General features: G+C 64.2%; 18 protein-coding genes. 7 read left to right on the plus strand and 11 right to left on the minus strand.

All coding sequences use genetic code 11. The features are described from left to right. Positions 1-167: 167 nt before the first annotated feature. The gene (locus tag ACQE2J_RS17410; protein WP_426936751.1) at positions 168-1,334 is read left to right on the plus strand and encodes a nucleotide sugar dehydrogenase; all 1,167 of its coding nucleotides are present in this window, start codon (positions 168-170) and stop codon (positions 1,332-1,334) included. Positions 1,335-1,402: 68 nt separating this feature from the next. Here ACQE2J_RS17410 and wecB read toward each other — a convergent pair whose 3' ends face one another. Next, positions 1,403-2,557: a non-hydrolyzing UDP-N-acetylglucosamine 2-epimerase gene (wecB, locus tag ACQE2J_RS17415; protein ID WP_426936752.1), complete on the minus strand. Its 1,155-nt coding sequence runs from the start codon at positions 2,555-2,557 to the stop codon at positions 1,403-1,405. 175 nt (positions 2,558-2,732) lie between these two features. Between wecB and wecC the strand changes: the two genes are divergently transcribed. Both wecC and galU read left to right on the plus strand, forming a co-directional pair. Continuing rightward, on the plus strand, positions 2,733-3,992 hold the full coding sequence (wecC, locus tag ACQE2J_RS17420) for a UDP-N-acetyl-D-mannosamine dehydrogenase (protein WP_426936753.1): 1,260 nt from the start codon (positions 2,733-2,735) through the stop codon (positions 3,990-3,992). Between the two features lie 85 nt (positions 3,993-4,077). After that, complete coding sequence (gene galU / locus ACQE2J_RS17425; protein ID WP_426936754.1) at positions 4,078-4,980, plus strand: UTP--glucose-1-phosphate uridylyltransferase GalU; 903 nt, start codon at positions 4,078-4,080, stop codon at positions 4,978-4,980. Between the two features lie 117 nt (positions 4,981-5,097). Here the strand turns inward: galU and ACQE2J_RS17430 are convergent, their stop codons facing one another. Then, positions 5,098-5,601, minus strand: a complete 504-nt coding sequence (locus tag ACQE2J_RS17430; protein ID WP_426936755.1) for an excisionase family DNA-binding protein — start codon at positions 5,599-5,601, stop codon at positions 5,098-5,100. A gap of 242 nt (positions 5,602-5,843) precedes the next feature. Between ACQE2J_RS17430 and ACQE2J_RS17435 the strand changes: the two genes are divergently transcribed. The 4 genes from ACQE2J_RS17435 (at position 5,844) to ACQE2J_RS17450 (ending at position 9,107) form a co-directional block, all read left to right on the plus strand. After that, complete coding sequence (locus ACQE2J_RS17435; protein WP_426936756.1) at positions 5,844-6,935, plus strand: AMP-binding protein; 1,092 nt, start codon at positions 5,844-5,846, stop codon at positions 6,933-6,935. Continuing rightward, complete coding sequence (locus tag ACQE2J_RS17440; protein WP_164743302.1) at positions 6,896-7,051, plus strand: universal stress protein; 156 nt, start codon at positions 6,896-6,898, stop codon at positions 7,049-7,051. Before ACQE2J_RS17435 ends, ACQE2J_RS17440 begins: the two co-directional genes overlap by 40 nt. A 125-nt stretch (positions 7,052-7,176) precedes the next feature. Further along, complete coding sequence (locus ACQE2J_RS17445; protein WP_101555650.1) at positions 7,177-8,127, plus strand: universal stress protein; 951 nt, start codon at positions 7,177-7,179, stop codon at positions 8,125-8,127. Positions 8,128-8,312: 185 nt separating this feature from the next. After that, positions 8,313-9,107, plus strand: a complete 795-nt coding sequence (locus ACQE2J_RS17450; RefSeq protein WP_127362718.1) for a universal stress protein — start codon at positions 8,313-8,315, stop codon at positions 9,105-9,107. On the opposite strand, the gene ACQE2J_RS17455 is transcribed toward ACQE2J_RS17450, so the two are convergent. The 9 genes from ACQE2J_RS17455 to ACQE2J_RS17495 all read right to left on the minus strand — a co-directional run bounded on the left by ACQE2J_RS17455 (position 9,073) and on the right by ACQE2J_RS17495 (position 19,106). Beyond that, the gene (locus ACQE2J_RS17455; protein ID WP_426936757.1) at positions 9,073-10,173 is read right to left on the minus strand and encodes an APC family permease; all 1,101 of its coding nucleotides are present in this window, start codon (positions 10,171-10,173) and stop codon (positions 9,073-9,075) included. The genes ACQE2J_RS17450 and ACQE2J_RS17455 overlap by 35 nt on opposite strands. A 554-nt stretch (positions 10,174-10,727) precedes the next feature. Then, positions 10,728-12,137, minus strand: a complete 1,410-nt coding sequence (locus ACQE2J_RS17460) for an FAD-dependent oxidoreductase (protein WP_426936758.1) — start codon at positions 12,135-12,137, stop codon at positions 10,728-10,730. A gap of 12 nt (positions 12,138-12,149) precedes the next feature. Then, positions 12,150-12,476 carry a ferredoxin gene (gene fdxA / locus ACQE2J_RS17465; RefSeq protein WP_426936759.1) on the minus strand — a complete coding sequence of 109 codons (327 nt, stop codon included), beginning with the start codon at positions 12,474-12,476 and terminating at the stop codon, positions 12,150-12,152. Beyond that, on the minus strand, positions 12,473-13,345 hold the full coding sequence (cobA, locus tag ACQE2J_RS17470) for a uroporphyrinogen-III C-methyltransferase (protein WP_135542561.1): 873 nt from the start codon (positions 13,343-13,345) through the stop codon (positions 12,473-12,475). The genes fdxA and cobA overlap by 4 nt, the downstream gene beginning before the upstream one ends. Beyond that, positions 13,342-14,694 carry a sulfate adenylyltransferase subunit 1 gene (locus ACQE2J_RS17475; RefSeq protein WP_426936760.1) on the minus strand — a complete coding sequence of 451 codons (1,353 nt, stop codon included), beginning with the start codon at positions 14,692-14,694 and terminating at the stop codon, positions 13,342-13,344. The genes cobA and ACQE2J_RS17475 overlap by 4 nt, the downstream gene beginning before the upstream one ends. Then, positions 14,694-15,656: a sulfate adenylyltransferase subunit CysD gene (gene cysD / locus ACQE2J_RS17480; protein ID WP_135542557.1), complete on the minus strand. Its 963-nt coding sequence runs from the start codon at positions 15,654-15,656 to the stop codon at positions 14,694-14,696. The genes ACQE2J_RS17475 and cysD overlap by 1 nt, the downstream gene beginning before the upstream one ends. Next, a complete protein-coding gene (locus ACQE2J_RS17485; RefSeq protein WP_135542555.1) occupies positions 15,653-16,468 on the minus strand; it encodes a phosphoadenylyl-sulfate reductase in 816 nt (271 codons plus the stop codon). The genes cysD and ACQE2J_RS17485 overlap by 4 nt, the downstream gene beginning before the upstream one ends. Further along, on the minus strand, positions 16,465-18,189 hold the full coding sequence (locus ACQE2J_RS17490) for a nitrite/sulfite reductase (protein WP_135542554.1): 1,725 nt from the start codon (positions 18,187-18,189) through the stop codon (positions 16,465-16,467). The genes ACQE2J_RS17485 and ACQE2J_RS17490 overlap by 4 nt, the downstream gene beginning before the upstream one ends. Before the next feature lie 128 nt (positions 18,190-18,317). After that, complete coding sequence (locus ACQE2J_RS17495; protein WP_240690125.1) at positions 18,318-19,106, minus strand: sirohydrochlorin chelatase; 789 nt, start codon at positions 19,104-19,106, stop codon at positions 18,318-18,320. Positions 19,107-19,266 lie beyond the last annotated feature (160 nt).

Below are 19,266 nucleotides of genomic sequence, written 5' to 3' on the forward strand. Positions count from 1 at the left end.
GGACCGCACCTAGTTCAGACGTCAGAACGTCTGGAGTCGCGTAGACTGATTCTCGAATACAAACAGGCGAAGAATTGATGGAGCTGGAAGACTTCGCCTAGGGCCAATAGTATCGGTCGTTCCATATGCGACCCAGCCACCATGCAATAAGGCACGAAGGACTGCGAATGAAGATTGCCGTCGCTGGCACTGGTTATGTTGGACTGTCGAATGCGATAGTCCTAGCCCAACACCACAGCGTCACTGCAGTAGACCTCTCCGATGGCAAAGTAGATCTCATCAATCGCAGCATCTCACCGATCATTGATCCGGAGATCTCCGATTTCCTCGCCAACAAGAAGCTGGACCTCACTGCGACCACCAACGGCGACGAAGCCTATGCATCCGCAGACGTCGTTATCATCGCTACCCCCACCAACTACGACGAAGACACGAACTTCTTCGACACGACGTCTGTCGAATCTGTGCTCGACCAATTGCTTGCAGTGAACGCCGGGGCACTGATCGTCATCAAATCTACTGTCCCGGTTGGCTTCACACAGCGTCTGCGCGATGAGCGTCCGCACGCACGAATCGTGTTCTCTCCTGAGTTCTTGCGCGAGGGTAAAGCGCTCTATGACAATCTGCACCCGTCACGAATTGTGGTCGGCGATACGGGTTCTGACGGTCAACTGTTCGCTGATCTGCTGGTCGAGGGCGCGCTCGACGAAGATGTGCCGGTCCTCCTCACCGATGCGACCGAAGCCGAGGCCATCAAACTTTTCGCGAACACCTTCCTCGCGATCCGCGTCGCCTATTTCAACGAGCTGGACACCTATGCCGCAACGCACGGGCTGAATACGGCTCAGATCATCGAAGGTGTCGGTCTCGATCCGCGGATCGGCAACCACTACAACAATCCGTCCTTCGGGTACGGAGGCTACTGCCTGCCGAAAGACACTAAGCAGCTGCTCGCCAACTATCAAGAGGTCCCACAGAACCTCATTCAGGCGGTCGTGTCGTCGAATACGACGCGCAAGGACTTCGTCGCCGCTGATGTCCTCTCGCTCCAGCCTTCAGTGGTCGGGGTCTACCGGCTCGTCATGAAGGCCGGCTCCGACAACTTCCGGGAATCCGCGATCCAAGGAATCATGAAGCGCATCAAGGCCAAAGGAATCGAGGTCATCGTCTACGAACCCGAACTCGCGGACGAGGATTTCTTCCATTCCGAAGTCATCCGTGACCTCGACGAGTTCAAGAGACGATCTGATGTCATTCTGACCAACCGCAAGACTTCAGAGCTATCCGACGTCACCGAGAAGATCTATACGCGGGATATCTACGAACGAGATTGACGTGAATTGGAGAGACGCACCCAGGCATCGGCACTGGTGCCTTTCCCAGACAGCCGGGATGGCGGTAGTCAGTCCTCGGAGACGGTGAACTCCTCAATTCGTTCCCCAACCCCGAACAACTCTTCGATAGCGGCAACCGACCGCGCGGCTGCCATTCCGTCGCCATACGGATTGATTGCTTTCGACATGGCTCTATATGCGTTCGCGTCGTCGAGGAGGTTCGAGATTTCGTCGACGATTCGTCTCGTATCCGTACCGATGAGCGCTACTGATCCGGCCTCGACCGCTTCAGGGCGTTCGGTGTTGTCCCTCATGACGAGCACAGGTTTACCGAGACCCGGTGCCTCTTCCTGGATGCCGCCGGAGTCGGTGAGAACGATGTCCGACGCCGCCATCACCGTCGTGAACTCGCCGTAAGAGAGTGGCTCCGTGACCAACACATTGTCGAGGTTCCTGACTCGAGGCAGAACCGACTCACGTACGAGAGGATTGCGGTGAGCTGGAAGGAGGATGATCAAATCAGGACGAGATTCGGCGAGTGAGGCCAATGCATCTCCGATATGTTCCATTGCTGATCCGAGGTTCTCCCGGCGATGCGTCGTTACCAGCAGTTTCGGCCGATCGGCAGCGACATAATCAGCAACAGCACCATCAGCCGGCGTGACGTTCATGCCGACCGCAATGTGAAGAGCATCGATGACGGTATTGCCTGTCACCACAATATCGGACGGGGCAACCCCCTCCGCCACTAGATTGGCGCGGGATCGACGTGTCGGCGCAAGGTGAAGTGCTGAGATCTGGCTGGTCAGTTTGCGGTTGGCTTCCTCGGGAAAGGGGCTGGAAAGGTTCCCCGAGCGAAGCCCAGCTTCAAGATGAATCACTGGGATCCGCCGATTGAAAGCCGCAATCGCAGCTCCCATCACAGTGGTGGTGTCACCCTGAACAAGAACAGCATCCGGTAGTTCCGCTTCAAGAACGCTGTCGAGTTCACCAATCACTCGTGACGCTATCCCATTCAGCGTCTGCCCATTCGCCATGATATTGAGGTCATTGTCGGGAACGATGCCGAAGAGCTCGTTGACCTGGTCGAGCATCTCGCGATGCTGGGCCGTGACCAAGGTTCGCGACCGTAACGCCGCACTCGATTCGATAGCTCGAACGAGAGGAGCCACCTTGATGGCTTCAGGCCTGGTGCCGAATACTGTGAGAACTGTCGGGGTCACTTTCACGCTCCTGCTTAGGAAATTCTCGTTGCCAGTTCAGTTGGCAGGTCTCTCGCCCTTCTTGCGGCGCTTCCATAATGATAGGTGTGACCGCATGGTGCCCCGGTAACGTTGCCGATTCGTTCGCTCAGGTAACATCAGAAGTCGTTCATCTTCAGTTTGGAGCATTGCACACATGCCGCCCACCGCCACCTCTCAACGCCCTTCGGTCGCCGTCATCGGCCTCGGATACATCGGTCTTCCGACCGCGGCCGTTCTAGCCAGTTCGGGCGCAGAGGTCGTCGGGGTCGATATCAACGCCGATGCCGTAGCCACAATCAACGCCGGTCAGGTTCCTTTCGTCGAGCCGGACATGGCTACGACAGTGGCCGGTGTCGTCTCTCAAAGTTATCTGCGGGCCACGACCGAGACCCCGCACGCGGACAACTACATCGTCGCTGTGCCGACGCCGTTCAAGGACGGGCACAAGCCGGACCTGTCCTACATCGAGACCGCGGGCAAGCAGATCGCTCCTCTACTCGAAGGCAATGAGCTCATCATCCTCGAATCGACTTCGCCTCCCGGAGCAACCGAGTTCCTGGCGGACACGATCATCAATGCACGTCCTGATCTTACGCTCAAGCCCGGCAGCGCACAGACCGTCTACTTCGCACACTGCCCCGAGAGGGTGCTGCCTGGTCGGATCATGATTGAACTGCGGACGAATGATCGCATCGTCGGCACTCTCAACGGCGATGCCGGCGAACGTGCTCGCGACCTGTACGAGCTGTTCTGTGAGGGCGAGTTCCTCATGACCGACGCTCGCACTGCGGAGATGGCGAAGCTGACCGAGAACGCTTACCGCGACGTCAACATCGCCTTCGCCAACGAACTGTCGGTGATCTCCGACGGACTCGACATCAACGTCTGGGAGCTCATCAAGCTCGCGAACCACCACCCTCGAGTCAATATCTTGCAGCCCGGCCCCGGAGTCGGCGGCCACTGCATTGCGGTTGACCCGTGGTTCATCGTCTCCACTGCACCCGATCAGTCGTCACTGATCCGCACCGCTCGTGAGGTCAACGATTCGAAGCCTGGTTATGTGCTCGACAAACTCCTCCCCCAGGCCCGTCGCATCCAGGATGTGCAGGTCGCGGCGCTGGGCCTGGCGTTCAAGCCGAACATCGATGACCTGCGGGAGAGCCCTGCCCGGCAGATCGTCGGGCAGCTCGCCGATGCGCTCCCGGAAGCCAACATCATGGCAGTGGAGCCGAACATCGACAGCCTGCCCGCGGAACTCGAAGAGCGCGACAATGTCGCTCTCACTGAGGTGAACGAAGCCATTCGCGCGGCCGATATCGTGCTGCTGCTCGTCGACCACAACGAGTTCACTCGCATCGACCGAACCCTGCTGACGCAGAAGATCGTCCACGATACGCGTGGGGTGTGGGGCTGAGTACCCAGTGGGCGGAAAGTTCAGTTACATCACCGACTCCTCATTCCGTTTTAGGACTACATTCGGTATTCGATAACATCAGTCTATGAATGTCGAACAAAACGATAGAGTGCGCAAAGCCGTGATCCCCGTCGCCGGCTTAGGAACTCGGTTCCTCCCCGCCACGAAGGCCACCCCCAAAGAGATGCTCCCCGTCGTCGACAAGCCGGCAATCCAGTACGTCGTTGAAGAGGCGACAGAAGCTGGTCTTCGAGACGTCGTTATGATCACTGGGCGCAACAAGCGGCCACTCGAGGACCATTTCGACCGTGTGGACGGCCTGGAAGACGCGCTGGCGAAGAAGGGCGATGACAAGAAGCTCGCCGCTGTTCAGCATTCGACAGATCTCGCTGACATCCACTACGTGCGCCAAGGCGATCCCAAGGGACTCGGCCATGCCGTACTCAAGGGTCGTCAGCACGTCGGCAACGAACCGTTCGCCGTGCTCCTCGGCGATGACCTCATTGACGAGCGCAACCCCATCCTGCCGAAGATGATCGAGGTTGCCGAGAAGACCGGCGGCAGTGTCGTCGCGCTTATGGAAGTCCCGCGCGAAGCTATCCATCTCTACGGTTGCGCCGCAGTCGAGACCACCTCGGACGACGAGGTCGTCAAAATCAACAACCTGGTGGAAAAGCCTGCCACCGAGGATGCTCCCTCGAATCTCGCAGTCATCGGCCGTTACGTGCTGGCGCCAGAGGTCTTCGATGTTCTCGAGACCACGAAGCCGGGACGCGGCAACGAAATCCAGCTCACCGACGCCCTCCAAGAGCTCGCCGGAAACGCGGACGGGAATGGCGTCTACGGAGTCGTGTTCAAGGGTGCCCGCTACGACACGGGCGACAAGCTCGACTACCTCAAAGCTGTCATGCAGATTGCCTGCGACCGGGAGGACCTCGGCGACGACCTCAAAGCGTGGCTGCGCGAGTTCGTGCCGACGCTGGACTGAGCAGACTCTGCTCACGCAGAAGATCGTCCACGACACTCTAGGCGCGTGAGCCTGAGACTGGCTCCTCCTCCCGAATGGTGACTGCGCCCCTGAGAATTCTCAGCGGCGCAGTTGCGTTCAGCGTTCTTGTCGAATCTCGGACAGGGCTTCCGCGCTTTCCTCTTCGCTGACGTCCTGGTATTCGCATGAGCTATCTGCGATGAAGTCCGACCGCTCGATATGAAGCTGGTCCCGGTACGCCACAACATCAGCCAACCGCAGTTTCCGTCGAACCGAACCAGGAACATTGGCTTCGAGCTCGCCTTTATCGATGAGTTTGACGATAGTAGGACGACTGAGCCCAAGCAGATCTGCCGCCTGTTGGGTAGTGATCTCCTGGTCGCGGCGGAGAAGGCTGACCGATTGCCCTTGACGAAGCCCTTCTGCAGCACGCTTCAGCACGTCGAACAGTTCCTCTGTCAACTCCACCCGGTCAGCCCCGTCAGCTCCGGATAGGTAGTAGCGACCCGAAGACCCGCCCTCCCGTCGTTGCTTGTGTGCAATGAAATCAACGACAGCTGCCAGCTTGCCGACCTCGGCATTGTCGCCTGTCGGCACCGTGACAGTATCCGATTCGACCATGATCACTCCTCGCCCCAATCTCTTACCGCCATTTTAGTTACGAAAGTTACGAAACACGATGGTGACGGAGGCGGAAGTCCAGTGCACACGGCACACACTCAGCCGGAAGGGCAATTGCATCCGTTCCGCAGGGCACTCAAGCGTAAGGTGGACTGAGAGTCTCCACTGCAGAACGAGTGCGCCTCGTTTCGGCTGGTGGAGAACACTTTCGTTGCCGCCCACCGCTGTGCTGAGGAGAAGAATTGACCGCTGAACCGATCTGGCTGCCCGACCCCGACCAGACCCCACGACCGCAGATCGCCGACTTCATCGACTTCGCCAACCGACGCACCGACCAAACAATGGCAGGGTATGACGATCTGTGGAAATGGTCGGTCAGCGACCTCGACGGGTTCTGGGGTGCGGTCTGGGACTTCTTCGATGTCATCGCCGACGAGCCCTTTACCGAAGTGCTCACCGACCGGTCCATGCCCGGGGCCACCTGGTTCCCCGGCACTCGGCTGAACTACGCCGAGCACGCTCTGCGAGCCGGCCTCGACGACACACTCGCCGACGAACCGGCCATCATCACCATCAAAGAATCCGGCGAACGCCACGAGACCACCTGGCGCGAACTGCGACGCCAGGTCGGATCCGTCGCCGCCTGGCTGCGTGAGCAAGGAGTCGAACAAGGCGACCGTGTCGTCGGATACCTGCCGAATACCCACCACACTCTCATCGCCTTCCTCGCCTCCGCCTCGCTCGGTGCCATCTGGTCCGCCTGCGCCCAGGACTACGCGGCCGAAGGTGCCGGGACGAAACTCGGCCAGCTCGAACCGAAGGTGCTCTTCGCCGCCGACGGATACCTGTGGAACGGGCAGGCTTTCGACCGCCGCGACCAGGTCGCGGACTTGGCCAACCGGATGCCGAGCCTGCGGGCCGTGGTCGGGGTGGGCAACCTCGGCGAGGAATTCATCGATGAACACGGGCAGATCACGAACCTCACCACCTGGGACGATGTTGCTACCGGCGATGTGGAACCCGAGTTCGCGCGCGTCGATTTCGATACCCCGCTGTGGGTGCTGTATTCCTCGGGTACGACGGGGATTCCCAAGGGGATCGTGCACAGCCACGGAGGGGTCGTCATCGATCATCTGCGTCTGCTGGGTCTCCACCTCGACATCCGGCCGGGTGACCGGTTCTTCTGGTACACGAATACGAACTGGATGATGTGGAACCTCGTCGCCTCGGCGCTGGTGGGCGGTGCGACCACGGTGTGCTTCGACGGCAGCTTGTCGAAGGCTCGGCAGCCGACGTGCTTCTTGACGCCTCGCGCAGCGCAGCACTCATCGTGATGGGCAACCGCGGTCGCGGCGGTCCGGCCGGCCGGTTGCTGGGTTCGGTCAGCCGGAGTATGCTGAACCGGGCGGGGTCGCCCGTGCTGATCGTGCCCAACAAGACCGCACAGTGACGAATCGACCGCGCAAAATTCTACATAGTTTAGAAACAGGCTATAATGGATCCTGACGATGGCGCTTTCGCTGCGGGGTTGTCGCCATCGCTCGGAATCTGTGAAACCCCGGCAGGAGGTTCAAGATGTACGACGATGTCACCGCCGCCGACATGCGCTCCCGTGACCTTGGGGTCCTGGTCGGCTTCGACGGCTCCGACCATGCCAAAGCGGCTCTGCAGTTCGGCGCGACCGAAGCGCTTCGCCGGAAGACGGTTCTGACCGTCGTCACCGCCTATACGGTTCCTGTCCCGGTCTATCCCAATATGGCTTCGCTGCAGGCGCAGCCGGATGACCGTGCCAAGCGGGAGCTCGCCGAGGCGACACTCGATGTGGCCAAGGAATTCCTCAGCGACTACTCGGGTGAACTCATCCTCGGTGTCGCCGAGGGCAACCCCACCGGCACCCTGGCCGATCTCACCAGGCGCGCCCAGCTGGTCGTCGTCGGTGCTCGCGGACGCGGCGGCTTCGTCGGCCGCGTGCTCGGCTCGGTGTCCTCAGCCCTGCCGGCACACGCCCACTGCCCCACGATCGTGTTCCCCGGCACCGACTCCGCCGAGGCGGACGCCGAGCCCGGGAAGTTCGTCGACCACCAGCAGGACGGTCCTGTCGTCGTCGCGATCGACGGCTCAGCCCAGAGCGCCGAGGTGCTCAAGCAGGCCGCGCACGCAGCGGAGGAGACGGCCGCGGAGCTGAAGATCCTCATGATCATGCCGCTGATGGAGGAGTGGCTGTACTGGTACCCCGACGTTCGGCTGCAGAACGAGTCGAGCCAGCGGCGCAAGAACGAACTCGAGAAGATGATCAGAGACGACCACGCGTGGCTGTTCGACGATCACCCGAACCTGGACATCTCCATCGATGTCGAGATCGGCGAGCCCATGGACGTCATCGCCGACAGGACCGCGACAGCGCGGCTGACCGTCGTCGGCAGCAGGGGCCGCGGCGCGGTGCGCAGCGCACTGCTCGGTTCCGTCTCCCGCGGTGTGCTCAACAACGCTCAGGGCGCGGTGATGATCGTGCCCCGCAAGTCGTGATCATCTAGAGGAGAGGGTCCTGTCATGAATGGCACGGTTCCCTTCGCTTCGGCCGATCGCGATGCCGGTGTTCTGGTGGGCTTCGACGGTTCGGAGCCCGCCCGGTCCGCACTGCGCTGGGCCGCCGTCGCTGCGCAGAGCAGCGGTTCGGCCTCACGGTCGTCACCGTGTATCGGCTCCCGCCGATGATGTACACCGGTGAGCCCGCGGTCCTCGTCTCGCCCGAAGCTCGGGCCGAGCGGGATCGGGCCAACCAGCTCCTCGATATCGCGCGGGAGCTTCTGCGCGACTACCCGGGTGAGGTGACGTTTTCAACGGCCGAAGGCAGCCCGGCCGGAGTGCTCGCCGCTCTCAGCGCCCGGGCGCAGACGCTTGCCGTCGGCGCCCGCGGCCGCGGCGGTTTCCTCGGTCAGCTGCTCGGTTCGGTGGCCGCGGCCCTGCCGGCCCATGCGCAGTACCCCACCGTCGTCGTCCCCGAGGAGAGCCGACCGGCTGGCGGGCAGGATCCGGAAGCCTCCGCCCCCGTGCGGACCACCGCACCGGTGGTCGCGGGAGTCGATCTCTCCGAAAGCAGCCGCCCGGTCCTGCTGCTGGCCGCGCAGCACGCGCAGCGTCTCGAGGCACCTCTGCAGGTGCTCACGGCGATGCCGCTCCTGCGGGAATGGAGGTACTGGTACCCGGACCTCGAAGTCTACGACACGACCACAGAGCTTCGTCGGAGCAATCTCACGGGAACGCTGGAGAAGTCGATCGACTGGCTGCGTCAGCGCCATCCCTCCCTCGACATCACGGTCGAGGTCGAACTCGGCGACCCGGGTGATGTTCTTGAGGCGATGACCCGCACGGCGCAGCTGACGGTGCTCGGCACGCGCGGTCGCGGCGCGGTCAGGTCGGCACTGCTCGGTTCCATCAGCCGCGAAGTCCTCAACCGCGCGCAGGGACCGGTCATGGTGGTGCCGACCGAACAGGCAGAGCGATAGTCCCACCGGGCGCCGCCTGCGGGCGTCCGGTTCGGGGAAGGCGATGATCTCTGTCAGGGGAGGATGAGGATCCGACCCCGCACTCGTCCGGCCTCGAGTGCCCGGTGGGCTTCGGCCGCCTCGGCGAGGTGGAAGGTCGCGCCGATTCTGCTGCGCAGAGGATGATGGCCAGCCACATCGCACCCAGCATGATCGCGATCTCCGCCCACGGACCGGCCGAGTTCGAGAACGACAGTCCGCCCCAGCCGTCTTGGAGCAGCTCGGTGGGGACGGCTCCGATGAAGGCGACCTGCAGGAGGATGTAGATGATGCCGGTCAGGACGATCGAGCCGATCACGGCGAACGGCATGTTCTTCTGCGGGTCCTTCGTCTCACCGGCGAACTCGACTCCCTGGCGGAATCCCAGGTAGGAGAAGACGATGCCGGCCGCCGGCAGTGCGGCGAAGATCGGCGCGAGCCTGTTGGGTGCGAATCCGCCGAACTCGGCCATGTGGAAGTGACCGGGGTTGAAGGCGAGCAGCGCGAGGCCGACGAACACGAGGACGATGACGAGCAGCTTCCACCACACGAGCACGTTGTTGAACTGAGCGAAGAACTTCACACCGAACATGTTGATGACGCAGAAGACGGCGACCATCGCGATGCTCACGAAGATGCCCGGCACAGTGAGGACGAGCACCCCTTCCTTCGTCTCCATCAGCCACGGCATGTAGCTCGAGGCGTACTGGACGGCCGCGAGCACCTCGATGCCGACGGTTCCCGCCGCCGACAGCCACGTGATCCACCCGCTGGTGTAGCTGGCGAACGAGCCGAAGGCATAGTGCGGGTAGCGCACGACACCGCCGGCGACGGGGAACATGACACCGAGTTCGGAGTAGTTCAGGGCGACGAAGATGATGAGGACCGCACCCAGCGCCCAGGACAGGATCGCGGCCGGGCCGGCCATGCTCGCGGCGTCGAAGGCGCCGAAGAGCCAACCGGAGCCGATGATCGATCCGACTCCGGTGAAGAGCAGCCCGGTCTTGCCGATATCGCGTTTGAGTCCTTTGTCGTGGACGACTGTCACGCTCGTATGCGGTCCCGATGACAGTGAACTGTGTGAGGGCACCTTTGCCTCCCAGGGTTGAGGTCAGATTCTCGGCGGCCAGTTTTCTCCTGTCGATTCGTGATGTCAATTACATAGCCGGGTTATCTGCCGAGGTCACGGACGCAGACGACCCCGAGGCCGTCTTTTTCGGCTTCGGGGTCGAATAGTGGAATCTTTCGGGTCACTATGTGAAGTTGTCAGCTGTGCTGGCGCTGTCTTGTCGGTCTTCTGAAGGCACCCGCCGACGAACTGGAAGTCAGAGACCGAAGGAGGGACCCGGCTTTTATCGGCCCACGAACACTGCTCGATGCGTTCTCCGCCCTGGTCGTGACTCGGACAGCGCCGAAGATCTGCTCCGCTCGCTCTTTCACCAAAGCATCGGGCAAGCTGTAGAACTCGTTCAACGACGAGTCAGGTTTTCGATACTGCCTCGCATCGATAACCTGATTCGTCGTTGAATGACGCGGCCGCCGAACCAGAACGGACGCCCCTCCCAGTCCTCGGCGGTGGCCGCGTCTGGACCAGCCGGGGCCTCAGCTCCCGGCGTTCGCCTCCGCAGTGAGGTGCGCCCGCGACTCGGCGAGCATGGCCTCACGCGTTGCGATCTTCACCCGTTCACGCCCCTCAGCCTCACCGAGTGCCTTCTCCGCAGCTTCGAGCCGGTGGTAGCCTTCCCAATCCGTGAAGTCCACGCCTTTGGAATCGAGGAGCTCGACGATCGACGATTCGTCCGGGTACACGGGTTCGGTGAGCGCCCCGGCGGCCTGATCGGTCAGGATGTGCCCGATCGTCTCCAAGGCATCACCCTTCGTATGCCCGATGAGTCCGACGGGACCGCGCTTGATCCACCCGGTCGTGTACACGCCGGGGATGACGTCGGCTTCGGCGGCCTGTGCCTGCTCAGAGGCATCGACGACACGGCCCTCATGATTGGGAATGACCCCTTTGACCTGGTCGAACGGCAGCTGCGGCAACTCGGTGCCCGCGTACCCGACCGCCCGGTAGACGGCATCGATGTCCCAGTCGTGGAAGTCCCCCGTGCCGCGCACGCCGCCGGTCCCGTCGAGTTCCTGACGTTCCGTGCGCAGTCCGGTCACCCGATCCTCGCCGAGGATGGCCGTCGGTGCGTGGAGGAAGTGGAGATGGAGGCGACGCTTCGCGCCCGTCGGCTCCCGCAGAGTGAAGTCCGTGAGCGTCTTCGCAACCTGCTTGACCTGGTTGCTCGACTCGATCGCGTCGAGCGATCCCTGATCGAACTCGAAGTCCTCGGGGTAGACGATGACGTCGACGTCTTTGACCTGACCGAGCTCACGCAGCTCGAGCGGCGTGAACTTCGCCTGGGCCGGTCCGCGACGGCCGAAGACATGGACATCGGTGACCTTCGAGGCCTTGAGCCCCTCATAGACATGGTCGGGGATCTCGGTGGTGTGGAGATCATCGGCCTGCTTCGCGAGTACCCGGGCGACGTCGAGGGCGACATTGCCGTTGCCGATGACGGCGACCTTCTCCGCCTCCAACGGCCACGTCTGGGCGACGTCGGGGTGCGAGTCGTACCAGTTGACGAAGTCCGCGGCACCATAGGAGCCGGGCAGGTCGACGCCGGGCAGCGCCAGCGGCGCGTCGGTGAAGCAGCCGGTGGAGAAGATCACGGCATCGTAGCGGTCGGTGAGTTCGCCGAGGCTGATGTCGACACCGTATTCGACATTGCCGAACAGCCGGATGTCACCGCGGTCGAGGACCTTGATGAGCGCATTGATGATGCCTTTGATCCGCGGATGGTCGGGGGCGACGCCGTAGCGGACGAGCCCGAAGGGTGAGGGCAGGCGTTCGAACAGGTCGATGCTCAGGTCGAGGTCGTGGTCGGCCTTCGTCAGCAGGTCGGCGGCATAGATGCCGGCGGGTCCGGCGCCGATGACGGCCACGCGGAATGGGGTGGTGGTCATGGAAATCCTCGTTCAGTCGTCGGTGATCTGCGGGGGCAGGCCCGCGATGAAGGGGTGGTCTTTGTTGATGACTCCGTGGGCGGCGGCCCCGCCCGGGGAGCCGATATCGTCGAAGAAGTCGACGTTCGCCGCGTGGTAGTCCTCCCACTCCTCGGGCAGATCGTCTTCGTAGAAGATCGCCTCGACGGGGCACACGGGTTCGCAGGCTCCGCAGTCGACGCATTCGTCGGGGTGGATGTAGAGGGAGCGGGTGCCTTCGTAGATGCAGTCCACCGGGCATTCTTCGATGCAGGCCCGGTCTTTCACGTCCACGCAGGGCTGGGCGATGATGTAGGTCATGTGTTCCTCGTCAGTTCGGCTGTGTGCGTGGCAGCAGAGTGATTGGCAGCGGTGTGCGTGGCGGCAACGTTCGTCGCGGCAGTGTGCGTGGCGGCGGGGTCGAGCGCCGAGGTGAACGCCCCGTCGGCGTAGGGACTCAGGGTCACGACGTCGCCGACGACGATGATGGCCGGCGACCTCACACCGCGGCGGGCGGCGTGGAAGGCGATCGTGCCGAGCGTCCCGATCGTCACTCGCTGCCGGTCGCCGAATCCGTCTTCGATGATCGCCACGGGGCAGTCGCTGCCGCGTTCGCCGCGGGCAAGCACCATCGCCGAGTGGACGAGGGTGCCCACGCCCATGAGCACGACGACGGTGTGGTCGCGTCCCCCGCCGAGCTCACTGAGCTGGTCGTGCCCGGTCGCGACCGTGTACGAGGTGGCGACGCCTCGGTGGGTGAGTGGGATCCCGGCGAGCGCGGCAACGGAGTTCGCGCTGGTCACACCCGGAACGACGTGCACGTCGATGCCGGCGGCCCGGACGTGGGCGATCTCCTCTCCTCCACGTCCGAAGACGAACGGGTCCCCGCCCTTGAGCCGGACGACGCGCAGCCCGCGCTTGGCCTGTTCGACGAGGATCGCGTTGATCTCATCCTGCGGCACCGGGTGATGGCCCGGCTGTTTGCCGACATCGATGATCTCCGCGTCCAGGGCGGCACCGCGCTCCTGTTCGAGCTGATCGATGACGGTCCGTGCGCCGAGGCGGTCGGCGACGATGACCTCGGCCCGCTCGAGGGCGCGCAGGCCGGTGACGGTGAGCAGCCCGAGATCCCCGGGCCCGGCCCCGACGAGCAGCACGCTGCCCGGGGCCTGCGGTGGGAAGTGGGTCATGAGTTCTCCTCGGGGGTGTGGATGCCAGCAGCCAGCGTGTTCCCGGTCTGCAGGTCGATGACGACGAACGCACCGGCCGGGCCGTGGGCGCGGAAGTCCGGGATCGGCAGCGCCGCGGACAGTCTCACCTGCGCGAGGCCGATGTCGTTGCCGGCCAGCTCCTCGGCGTCTTCGAGCGTCGAGGTCTCAAGGTTGCGGCGGGAGGCGATCGTGACGATGCCCTTGACGGTCGTCGTTCCCGTCTTCACGAGCACCCGCTGGCCCGTGCGCAGACCCTCGGCGGTGAAGGGGAACACCTCGGCGCGCAGGTCCCGTCGCGGCGGCGGCAGGGTGCCGGCGGCGGCAATGACGCTGCCGCGTGCCGTATCGATCTCATCGGCCAACCGCAGCGACACCGACAGGGGTGCGCTCGCGGAATCGAGCGGACCGTCGGCGGTGTCGATGCCGGTCACGGTGGTGCGGATCCCGGCCGGGTGGATCTCGACCTCATCGCCGAGGCGGACCTGCCCGGCCGTGATCTGACCGGCCACGGCCCGGTAGTCCCGGAATTCTTCGGCGTCGAGTCCCGGCGCCAGTCCCCCTTGGGGACGCAGCACCGTCTGCACGTCGAGGCGGAAGGGTTCGCGGTCGGCGGTGTCCGCCTCGGTGCTCGGCAGGGTTTCGAGGAGTTCGAGCAGCGCCGGACCCTCATACCACGGGGTGTTGGTCGAGGTGGTGGCGATGTTGTCCCCGGCCAGAGCGGAGATCGGGATGAGGTGCGGGACCTCGAGGCCGATCTCGGCGGCCAGGGTCCTCACCTCGTCTTCGACCGCTTCGATGGTCTGCCGGTCGAAGTCGAGCAGGTCGATCTTGTTGATTGCGATGATGACGTAGCGGATGCCCAGTCGGGAGACGACGGTGAGGTGGCGTCGAGTCTGTTCGGTCGCGCCCGTGCGGGCGTCGATGAGGACGACGACAGCGTCGGCGGTCGAGGCTCCCGTGACCATGTTGCGGGTGTACTGCACGTGGCCGGGGCAGTCGGCGAGGATGAAGGAGCGCCGATCGGTGGCGAAGTAGCGGTAGGCGACGTCGATGGTGATGCCCTGTTCCCGCTCGGCCCGCAGGCCGTCGGTGAGGAGAGCGAAGTCGAACTCGCCGCCGAGGAATCCGCGTTCCCGGCTCGTGGCGGTGACCGCGGCGAGCTGGTCGGCCAGGATCGCCTTCGCATCGTGGAGGAGCCTGCCGACGAGCGTCGACTTGCCGTCGTCGACGGACCCCGCGGTCGCGAAGCGCAGCAGCGTCTTCGGCTGGGTCGCCGATTGCGATGCGCTCGCGGGGTTCGGTGCAGGCGTGGTCGGTGTAGTCGTCATCAGAAGTACCCGTCCTTCTTTCGGTCTTCCATGGCCGCGGCCGAGATGCGGTCGTCGGCGCGCGTGGCTCCGCGCTCGGTCACGGTGGTGGCGGCCACCTCGGCGAGGATGGACTCGAGGTCATCGGCGTCCGATTCGACGGCGCCCGTGCAGCTCATGTCCCCGACGGTGCGGTAGCGGACCGTGCGGCGGGTGACGGTTTCGTCCTCACGCGGGGTGGAGAATTCGCCGGTGGCCCACCACATGCCGTCGCGGGAGAAGACCTCGCGGTCGTGGGCGAAGTAGAGCTGCGGCAGGGCGATGCCTTCGCGTGCGATGTAGTTCCACACGTCGAGTTCGGTGAAGTTCGAGATCGGGAAGACCCGCACGTGTTCGCCGGGCAGGTGCCGGCCGTTGTAGAGGTTCCACAGCTCGGGTCGTTGGCTGCTGGGGTTCCAACCGCCGAATTCGTCGCGCAGTGACAGGATGCGCTCCTTCGCACGGGCTTTGTCCTCGTCCCGGCGGGCCCCGCCGAACACGGCGTCGAAGCCGCCGTCGGCGATGGCGTCGATGAGCGGTTGGGTCTGCAGGGTGTTGCGGGTGCCGTCGGGGCGTTCGCGCAGACGACCGTCGTCGATGTAGTCCTGGACCTTCGCGACGGTGAGGTCGAGGCCGAAGCGTGCGGCGGTCTCGTCGCGGAAGCGGATGATCTCGGGGAAGTTGTGGCCGGTGTCGACGTGGAGGAGGCCGAAGGGGATCTTCGCCGGCCAGAACGCCTTCGCCGCGAGGTGGAGGACGGTCACGGAGTCCTTGCCGCCGGAGAACAGCAGGACCGGCTTCTCGAACTCGGCGGCGACCTCACGGATGATGTGGATCGCCTCGGATTCGAGGACGTCGAGGCTGGTCAGCGTCCGGTCGGGAGTGCCCTCGGTCGCCGAGGCGGGGCCGGTGGGGTTGACGGTTGGGATGGTGTCGATGCTCATGTGTGGAGTCCGCATTCTGTTTTGGTCGTTCCCGCCCAGCGTCCGGCGCGGGGATCCTCCCCCGCGGCGACGGGGCGGGTGCAGGGCTGGCAGCCGATCGACGGGTAGCCCTGCGACAGCAGTGGGTTGACGGGCACGTCGAAGGCACGTGCGTAGTCGAGGAGGTCGTCGTAGGACCAGGCGGCCAAGGGGTTGACCTTGACCAGTCCGTTCTTCTCATCGAAGGTGATCAGCGGGGTGTTCGCCCGGGTCGGGGCTTCGTCGCGGCGAACCCCGGTGAACCAGAGTTCGTAGCCCTCAAGTGATCTCTTCAACGGCGCGACCTTGCGGCGGGCACAGCACAGACCGGGGTCGCGGGCAAAGAGTTCGGCCCCGAATTCGGCGTCCTGCTGCTCGACGGTCTGTTCCGGAAGGACGTCGACGATGTGGACATCGACACGGCGGGCCACCTCGTCGCGGGTCGTGTAGGTCTCCGCGAAGTGGTACCCGGTGTCGAGGAAGAGCACGTCGACCCCCGGCTGGTACTGGGCGACGTAGTGCGGCAGGGCCGCATCGGCCATCGAACAGGCCACGGCGCAGGCGGCGGTGTCGAAGTGTCGGGAGACCCAGCGGATGACGTCGGCGGGGTTCGCTTCGGACAGCCCGGCCGCGGAGTCACCGGCGAGATCCCGGGCTCCCGCCTCGGCGAGGGCCTGGAGCTCCTCGATGGGGCGGGGCGTGGGGCGACTCCGGTGGGCCGTCGTGGTCGAGCCGCTGGTCGGGTGTGCGGTCGTGGTCGGGTCGGTGGTCGTCGTCGGGTCGGTGGTGCTCATTTCAGCTCCTCTTCGTCGACTCGGTGTGCCCATTGTGAGAAGGTCTCGTCCTCGGACCGTCCGTCGAGGAACCGGCGCACGATCTTCTCGACGTACTCTTCGAGTCCGTCGACGGTGACCTTGAGGCCGCGGACGGTGCGGCCGAGCCCGGCCTCGTCGCGGTCCTTCGACGCCAGTCCTCCACCGACGTGGACCTGGAACCCCGGCACCTGCTCACCGTCGTCGGTGGTCACGATCTGGCCCTTGAGACCGATGTCGGCGGTCTGGATGCGGGCGCAGGAGTTCGGGCAGCCGTTGAGGTGGAGGCTGATGGGATGGGGCAGGTCGATGTCGGCCAGCTTCTCCTCCAGCCGGGTGACGGCGTCGATGGCCGTCTGCTTCGTCTCGACGATGGCGAGCTTGCAGAATTCGATGCCCGTGCAGGCCATCACCGAACGGCGGAAGAGATCCTTGCGGCTGGACAGGCCCAGGGCGTCGAGGCCGGCGACGACCTTTTCGACATCGGCTTCGTCGACGTCGAGGACGAGGATCTTCTGATGCGGGGTCAGGCGGATCCGGTCGAGTCCGTACTGCTCGGCCAGATCGGCGATCTGGTGGAGCAGGGTCCCCGACGCCCGACCGGCGACGAGGGTGGTGCCGATGTAGTACTTGCCGTCCTTCTGCTGGTGGATGCCCACATGGTCGCCGGCAACCGCGGGCTTCGGCGGAGGAGGACCGTCGGCGAGGAGGTAACCGAGGTACTCGGTTTCGAGGACGTCGCGCAGCTTCTCCGGTCCCCAGTCCGCGAGGAGGAACTTCATCCGTGCCTTGTTGCGCAGGCGGCGGTAGCCGTAGTCGCGGAAGATCTCCGTGACACCGAGCCAGACGTCGACGACTTGGTCCGGATGGACCCAGGCACCGAGACGCTCGGCGAAGCGCGGCACCACGGACAGCGCACCGCCGACCCACAGGTCGTAGCCGATGCCGTGCTCCGGGTGGTCGACGGCGACGAATGAGCAGTCGTTGATCTCGTGGACGACGTCCTGACTGGGGTGGCCGGTGATCGCGGTCTTGTACTTGCGCGGCAGGTTCGACAGGCTCGGGTCCCCGATGTAGCGGCGGGTGATCTCCTCGATCGCCGAGGTGGGGTCGATGAGTTCATCGGCGGCGATTCCGGCCACGGGTGAGCCGAGGAACCCACGGGGCACATCGCCGCAGGCCTCCGTGGTCTGCATTCCCACTGACTCGAGGCGGCGCCAGATCTCCGGCACGTTCTCGATCTCCACCCAGTGCAGCTGGATGTTCTGACGGTCCGTGAGGTCGGCGGACCCCCGGGCGAAGTCATTGGAGATCTGGGCGATCGTGCGCAGCTGCTCGAGGCTGAGCTTCCCGCCGTCGGTGCGGATGCGCATCATGAAGTATTCGTCTTCGAGCTCGTGCGGCTCGAGTTTCGCGGTGCGGCCGCCGTCGATGCCCGGCTTGCGCTGTGTGTACAGCCCCCACCAACGGAAGCGTCCGTGGAGGTCGGCCTCGGCGATCGAGGCGAACCCCTCTTTCGAGTAGGTCTCATCGATGCGTGCGCGAACGTTGAGGCCATTGTCCTCGGCCTTGTCGATCTCGTTTTTGTTCAACGGTTCACGGCCGTCGATCTTCCACTGCCCATTGGGCTTCTTCGGGCGGGCGGGCCGCTTTGCGGCTGGTTTACCTGCTGTTTCCTTGTTCTCTTCCACCTGAGTGGACATTGCTGTCTCCAAACGCTGAGGGGAACCAGTGATGAGTCACGCTACATGAATGCCGGATTGCTCAACAAATACTCGAAGGGTTTGTGTCATGGAGCGACATATGAGGACACAGGCCGCCGAGGATGCGGTCAGGCGTTGAGCGCTTGCGAGGCGGCGGTGCGGGCTTGGACCTGGGTGCGATTGCCTTCACAGACTCGGTCGCGAACGACATCGACGAGCCGGGGCGGCACGGCGGAAGCGCTGCCGCCGTAGGCGAGCAGGGGTGGCGCAAGGACGCCGGACGGGTCGCTTCCGCCCCCAGCGACGAGCTTGCGTGCGAGGTCGTCGAAGAAGCCCGGGGCGAGCAGATAGTTCGCGAGCACGGGCCGACAGCCGCGGCTCCGACTCTCCTCGACGAGGTCTTTCAACAGCACTCCCCCACCGGCAAGGAACCCGACCTCAACGGGACGTTCGAGCTCTGCGGCCAGCAGCCTGCCCATCTCACGGCACGACTCGTTCGCCCGCTCGTCGCTCGATCCCGCCGCGGCAAGGATCACTTCGTCGCCTTCGCGCAGCGGCGGGAGGCGGTCGGCGAGAATTCCTGCAAGCCGGGCGTCGGGCCCGAGAGTAGGGGCGAGACGAACGTCGCGACCGGCGGCTCCGGCCCGACTGACCGCCTCGGCGAGGTCGACATGGACGTGATACCCCGGCGAGAGCAGCAGCGGCGTGAGGACGACCGGACGATCGTCAGGCAGTCGGGCGATCACCTCGTCGACATCGGGCTTCTGGACATCCACATGACCGAGCATCACCTCGTCTGCGAGCCCACGGATGCGCAGATCAGTAGCAACCTCTGCCGCAAGCACCTCGATGAGGACCTGGCCCGTGGGTGAAGAGGTTCCGTGGGAGATCAGTCCCACCGACGGCAGCCCCGTCACTGGCCACGCCCCTGCGCGCTCCACTGCGCAGACCCCCGCGCCCGCTCTCCCGCAGGGTCCGGAAACAACGAGGCCACCGAACAGGTCGATTGCTCAACGACTGATCGGCCAGAGCGGGCAGTGGTCGTCACGATTGAATTCATTCGCACAGCGTAACCGA

The sequence above is a fragment of the Brevibacterium sp. LE-L genome (assembly GCF_050214925.1).
Classification (GTDB): Bacteria; Actinomycetota; Actinomycetes; order Actinomycetales; family Brevibacteriaceae; genus Brevibacterium.

Coding starts and splice junctions, on each gene's coding strand:
- ACQE2J_RS17475 (WP_426936760.1), bottom strand. CDS start 14,694: ATGACGACTACACCGACCACGCCTGCACCGAACCCCGCGAGCGCATCG.
- ACQE2J_RS17450 (WP_127362718.1), top strand. CDS start 8,313: ATGATGTACACCGGTGAGCCCGCGGTCCTCGTCTCGCCCGAAGCTCGG.
- wecC (WP_426936753.1), top strand. CDS start 2,733: ATGCCGCCCACCGCCACCTCTCAACGCCCTTCGGTCGCCGTCATCGGC.
- fdxA (WP_426936759.1), bottom strand. CDS start 12,476: ATGACCTACATCATCGCCCAGCCCTGCGTGGACGTGAAAGACCGGGCC.
- ACQE2J_RS17430 (WP_426936755.1), bottom strand. CDS start 5,601: ATGGTCGAATCGGATACTGTCACGGTGCCGACAGGCGACAATGCCGAG.
- galU (WP_426936754.1), top strand. CDS start 4,078: ATGAATGTCGAACAAAACGATAGAGTGCGCAAAGCCGTGATCCCCGTC.
- ACQE2J_RS17490 (WP_135542554.1), bottom strand. CDS start 18,189: ATGTCCACTCAGGTGGAAGAGAACAAGGAAACAGCAGGTAAACCAGCC.
- ACQE2J_RS17460 (WP_426936758.1), bottom strand. CDS start 12,137: ATGACCACCACCCCATTCCGCGTGGCCGTCATCGGCGCCGGACCCGCC.
- ACQE2J_RS17410 (WP_426936751.1), top strand. CDS start 168: ATGAAGATTGCCGTCGCTGGCACTGGTTATGTTGGACTGTCGAATGCG.
- ACQE2J_RS17445 (WP_101555650.1), top strand. CDS start 7,177: ATGTACGACGATGTCACCGCCGCCGACATGCGCTCCCGTGACCTTGGG.
- ACQE2J_RS17485 (WP_135542555.1), bottom strand. CDS start 16,468: ATGAGCACCACCGACCCGACGACGACCACCGACCCGACCACGACCGCA.
- cysD (WP_135542557.1), bottom strand. CDS start 15,656: ATGAGCATCGACACCATCCCAACCGTCAACCCCACCGGCCCCGCCTCG.
- cobA (WP_135542561.1), bottom strand. CDS start 13,345: ATGACCCACTTCCCACCGCAGGCCCCGGGCAGCGTGCTGCTCGTCGGG.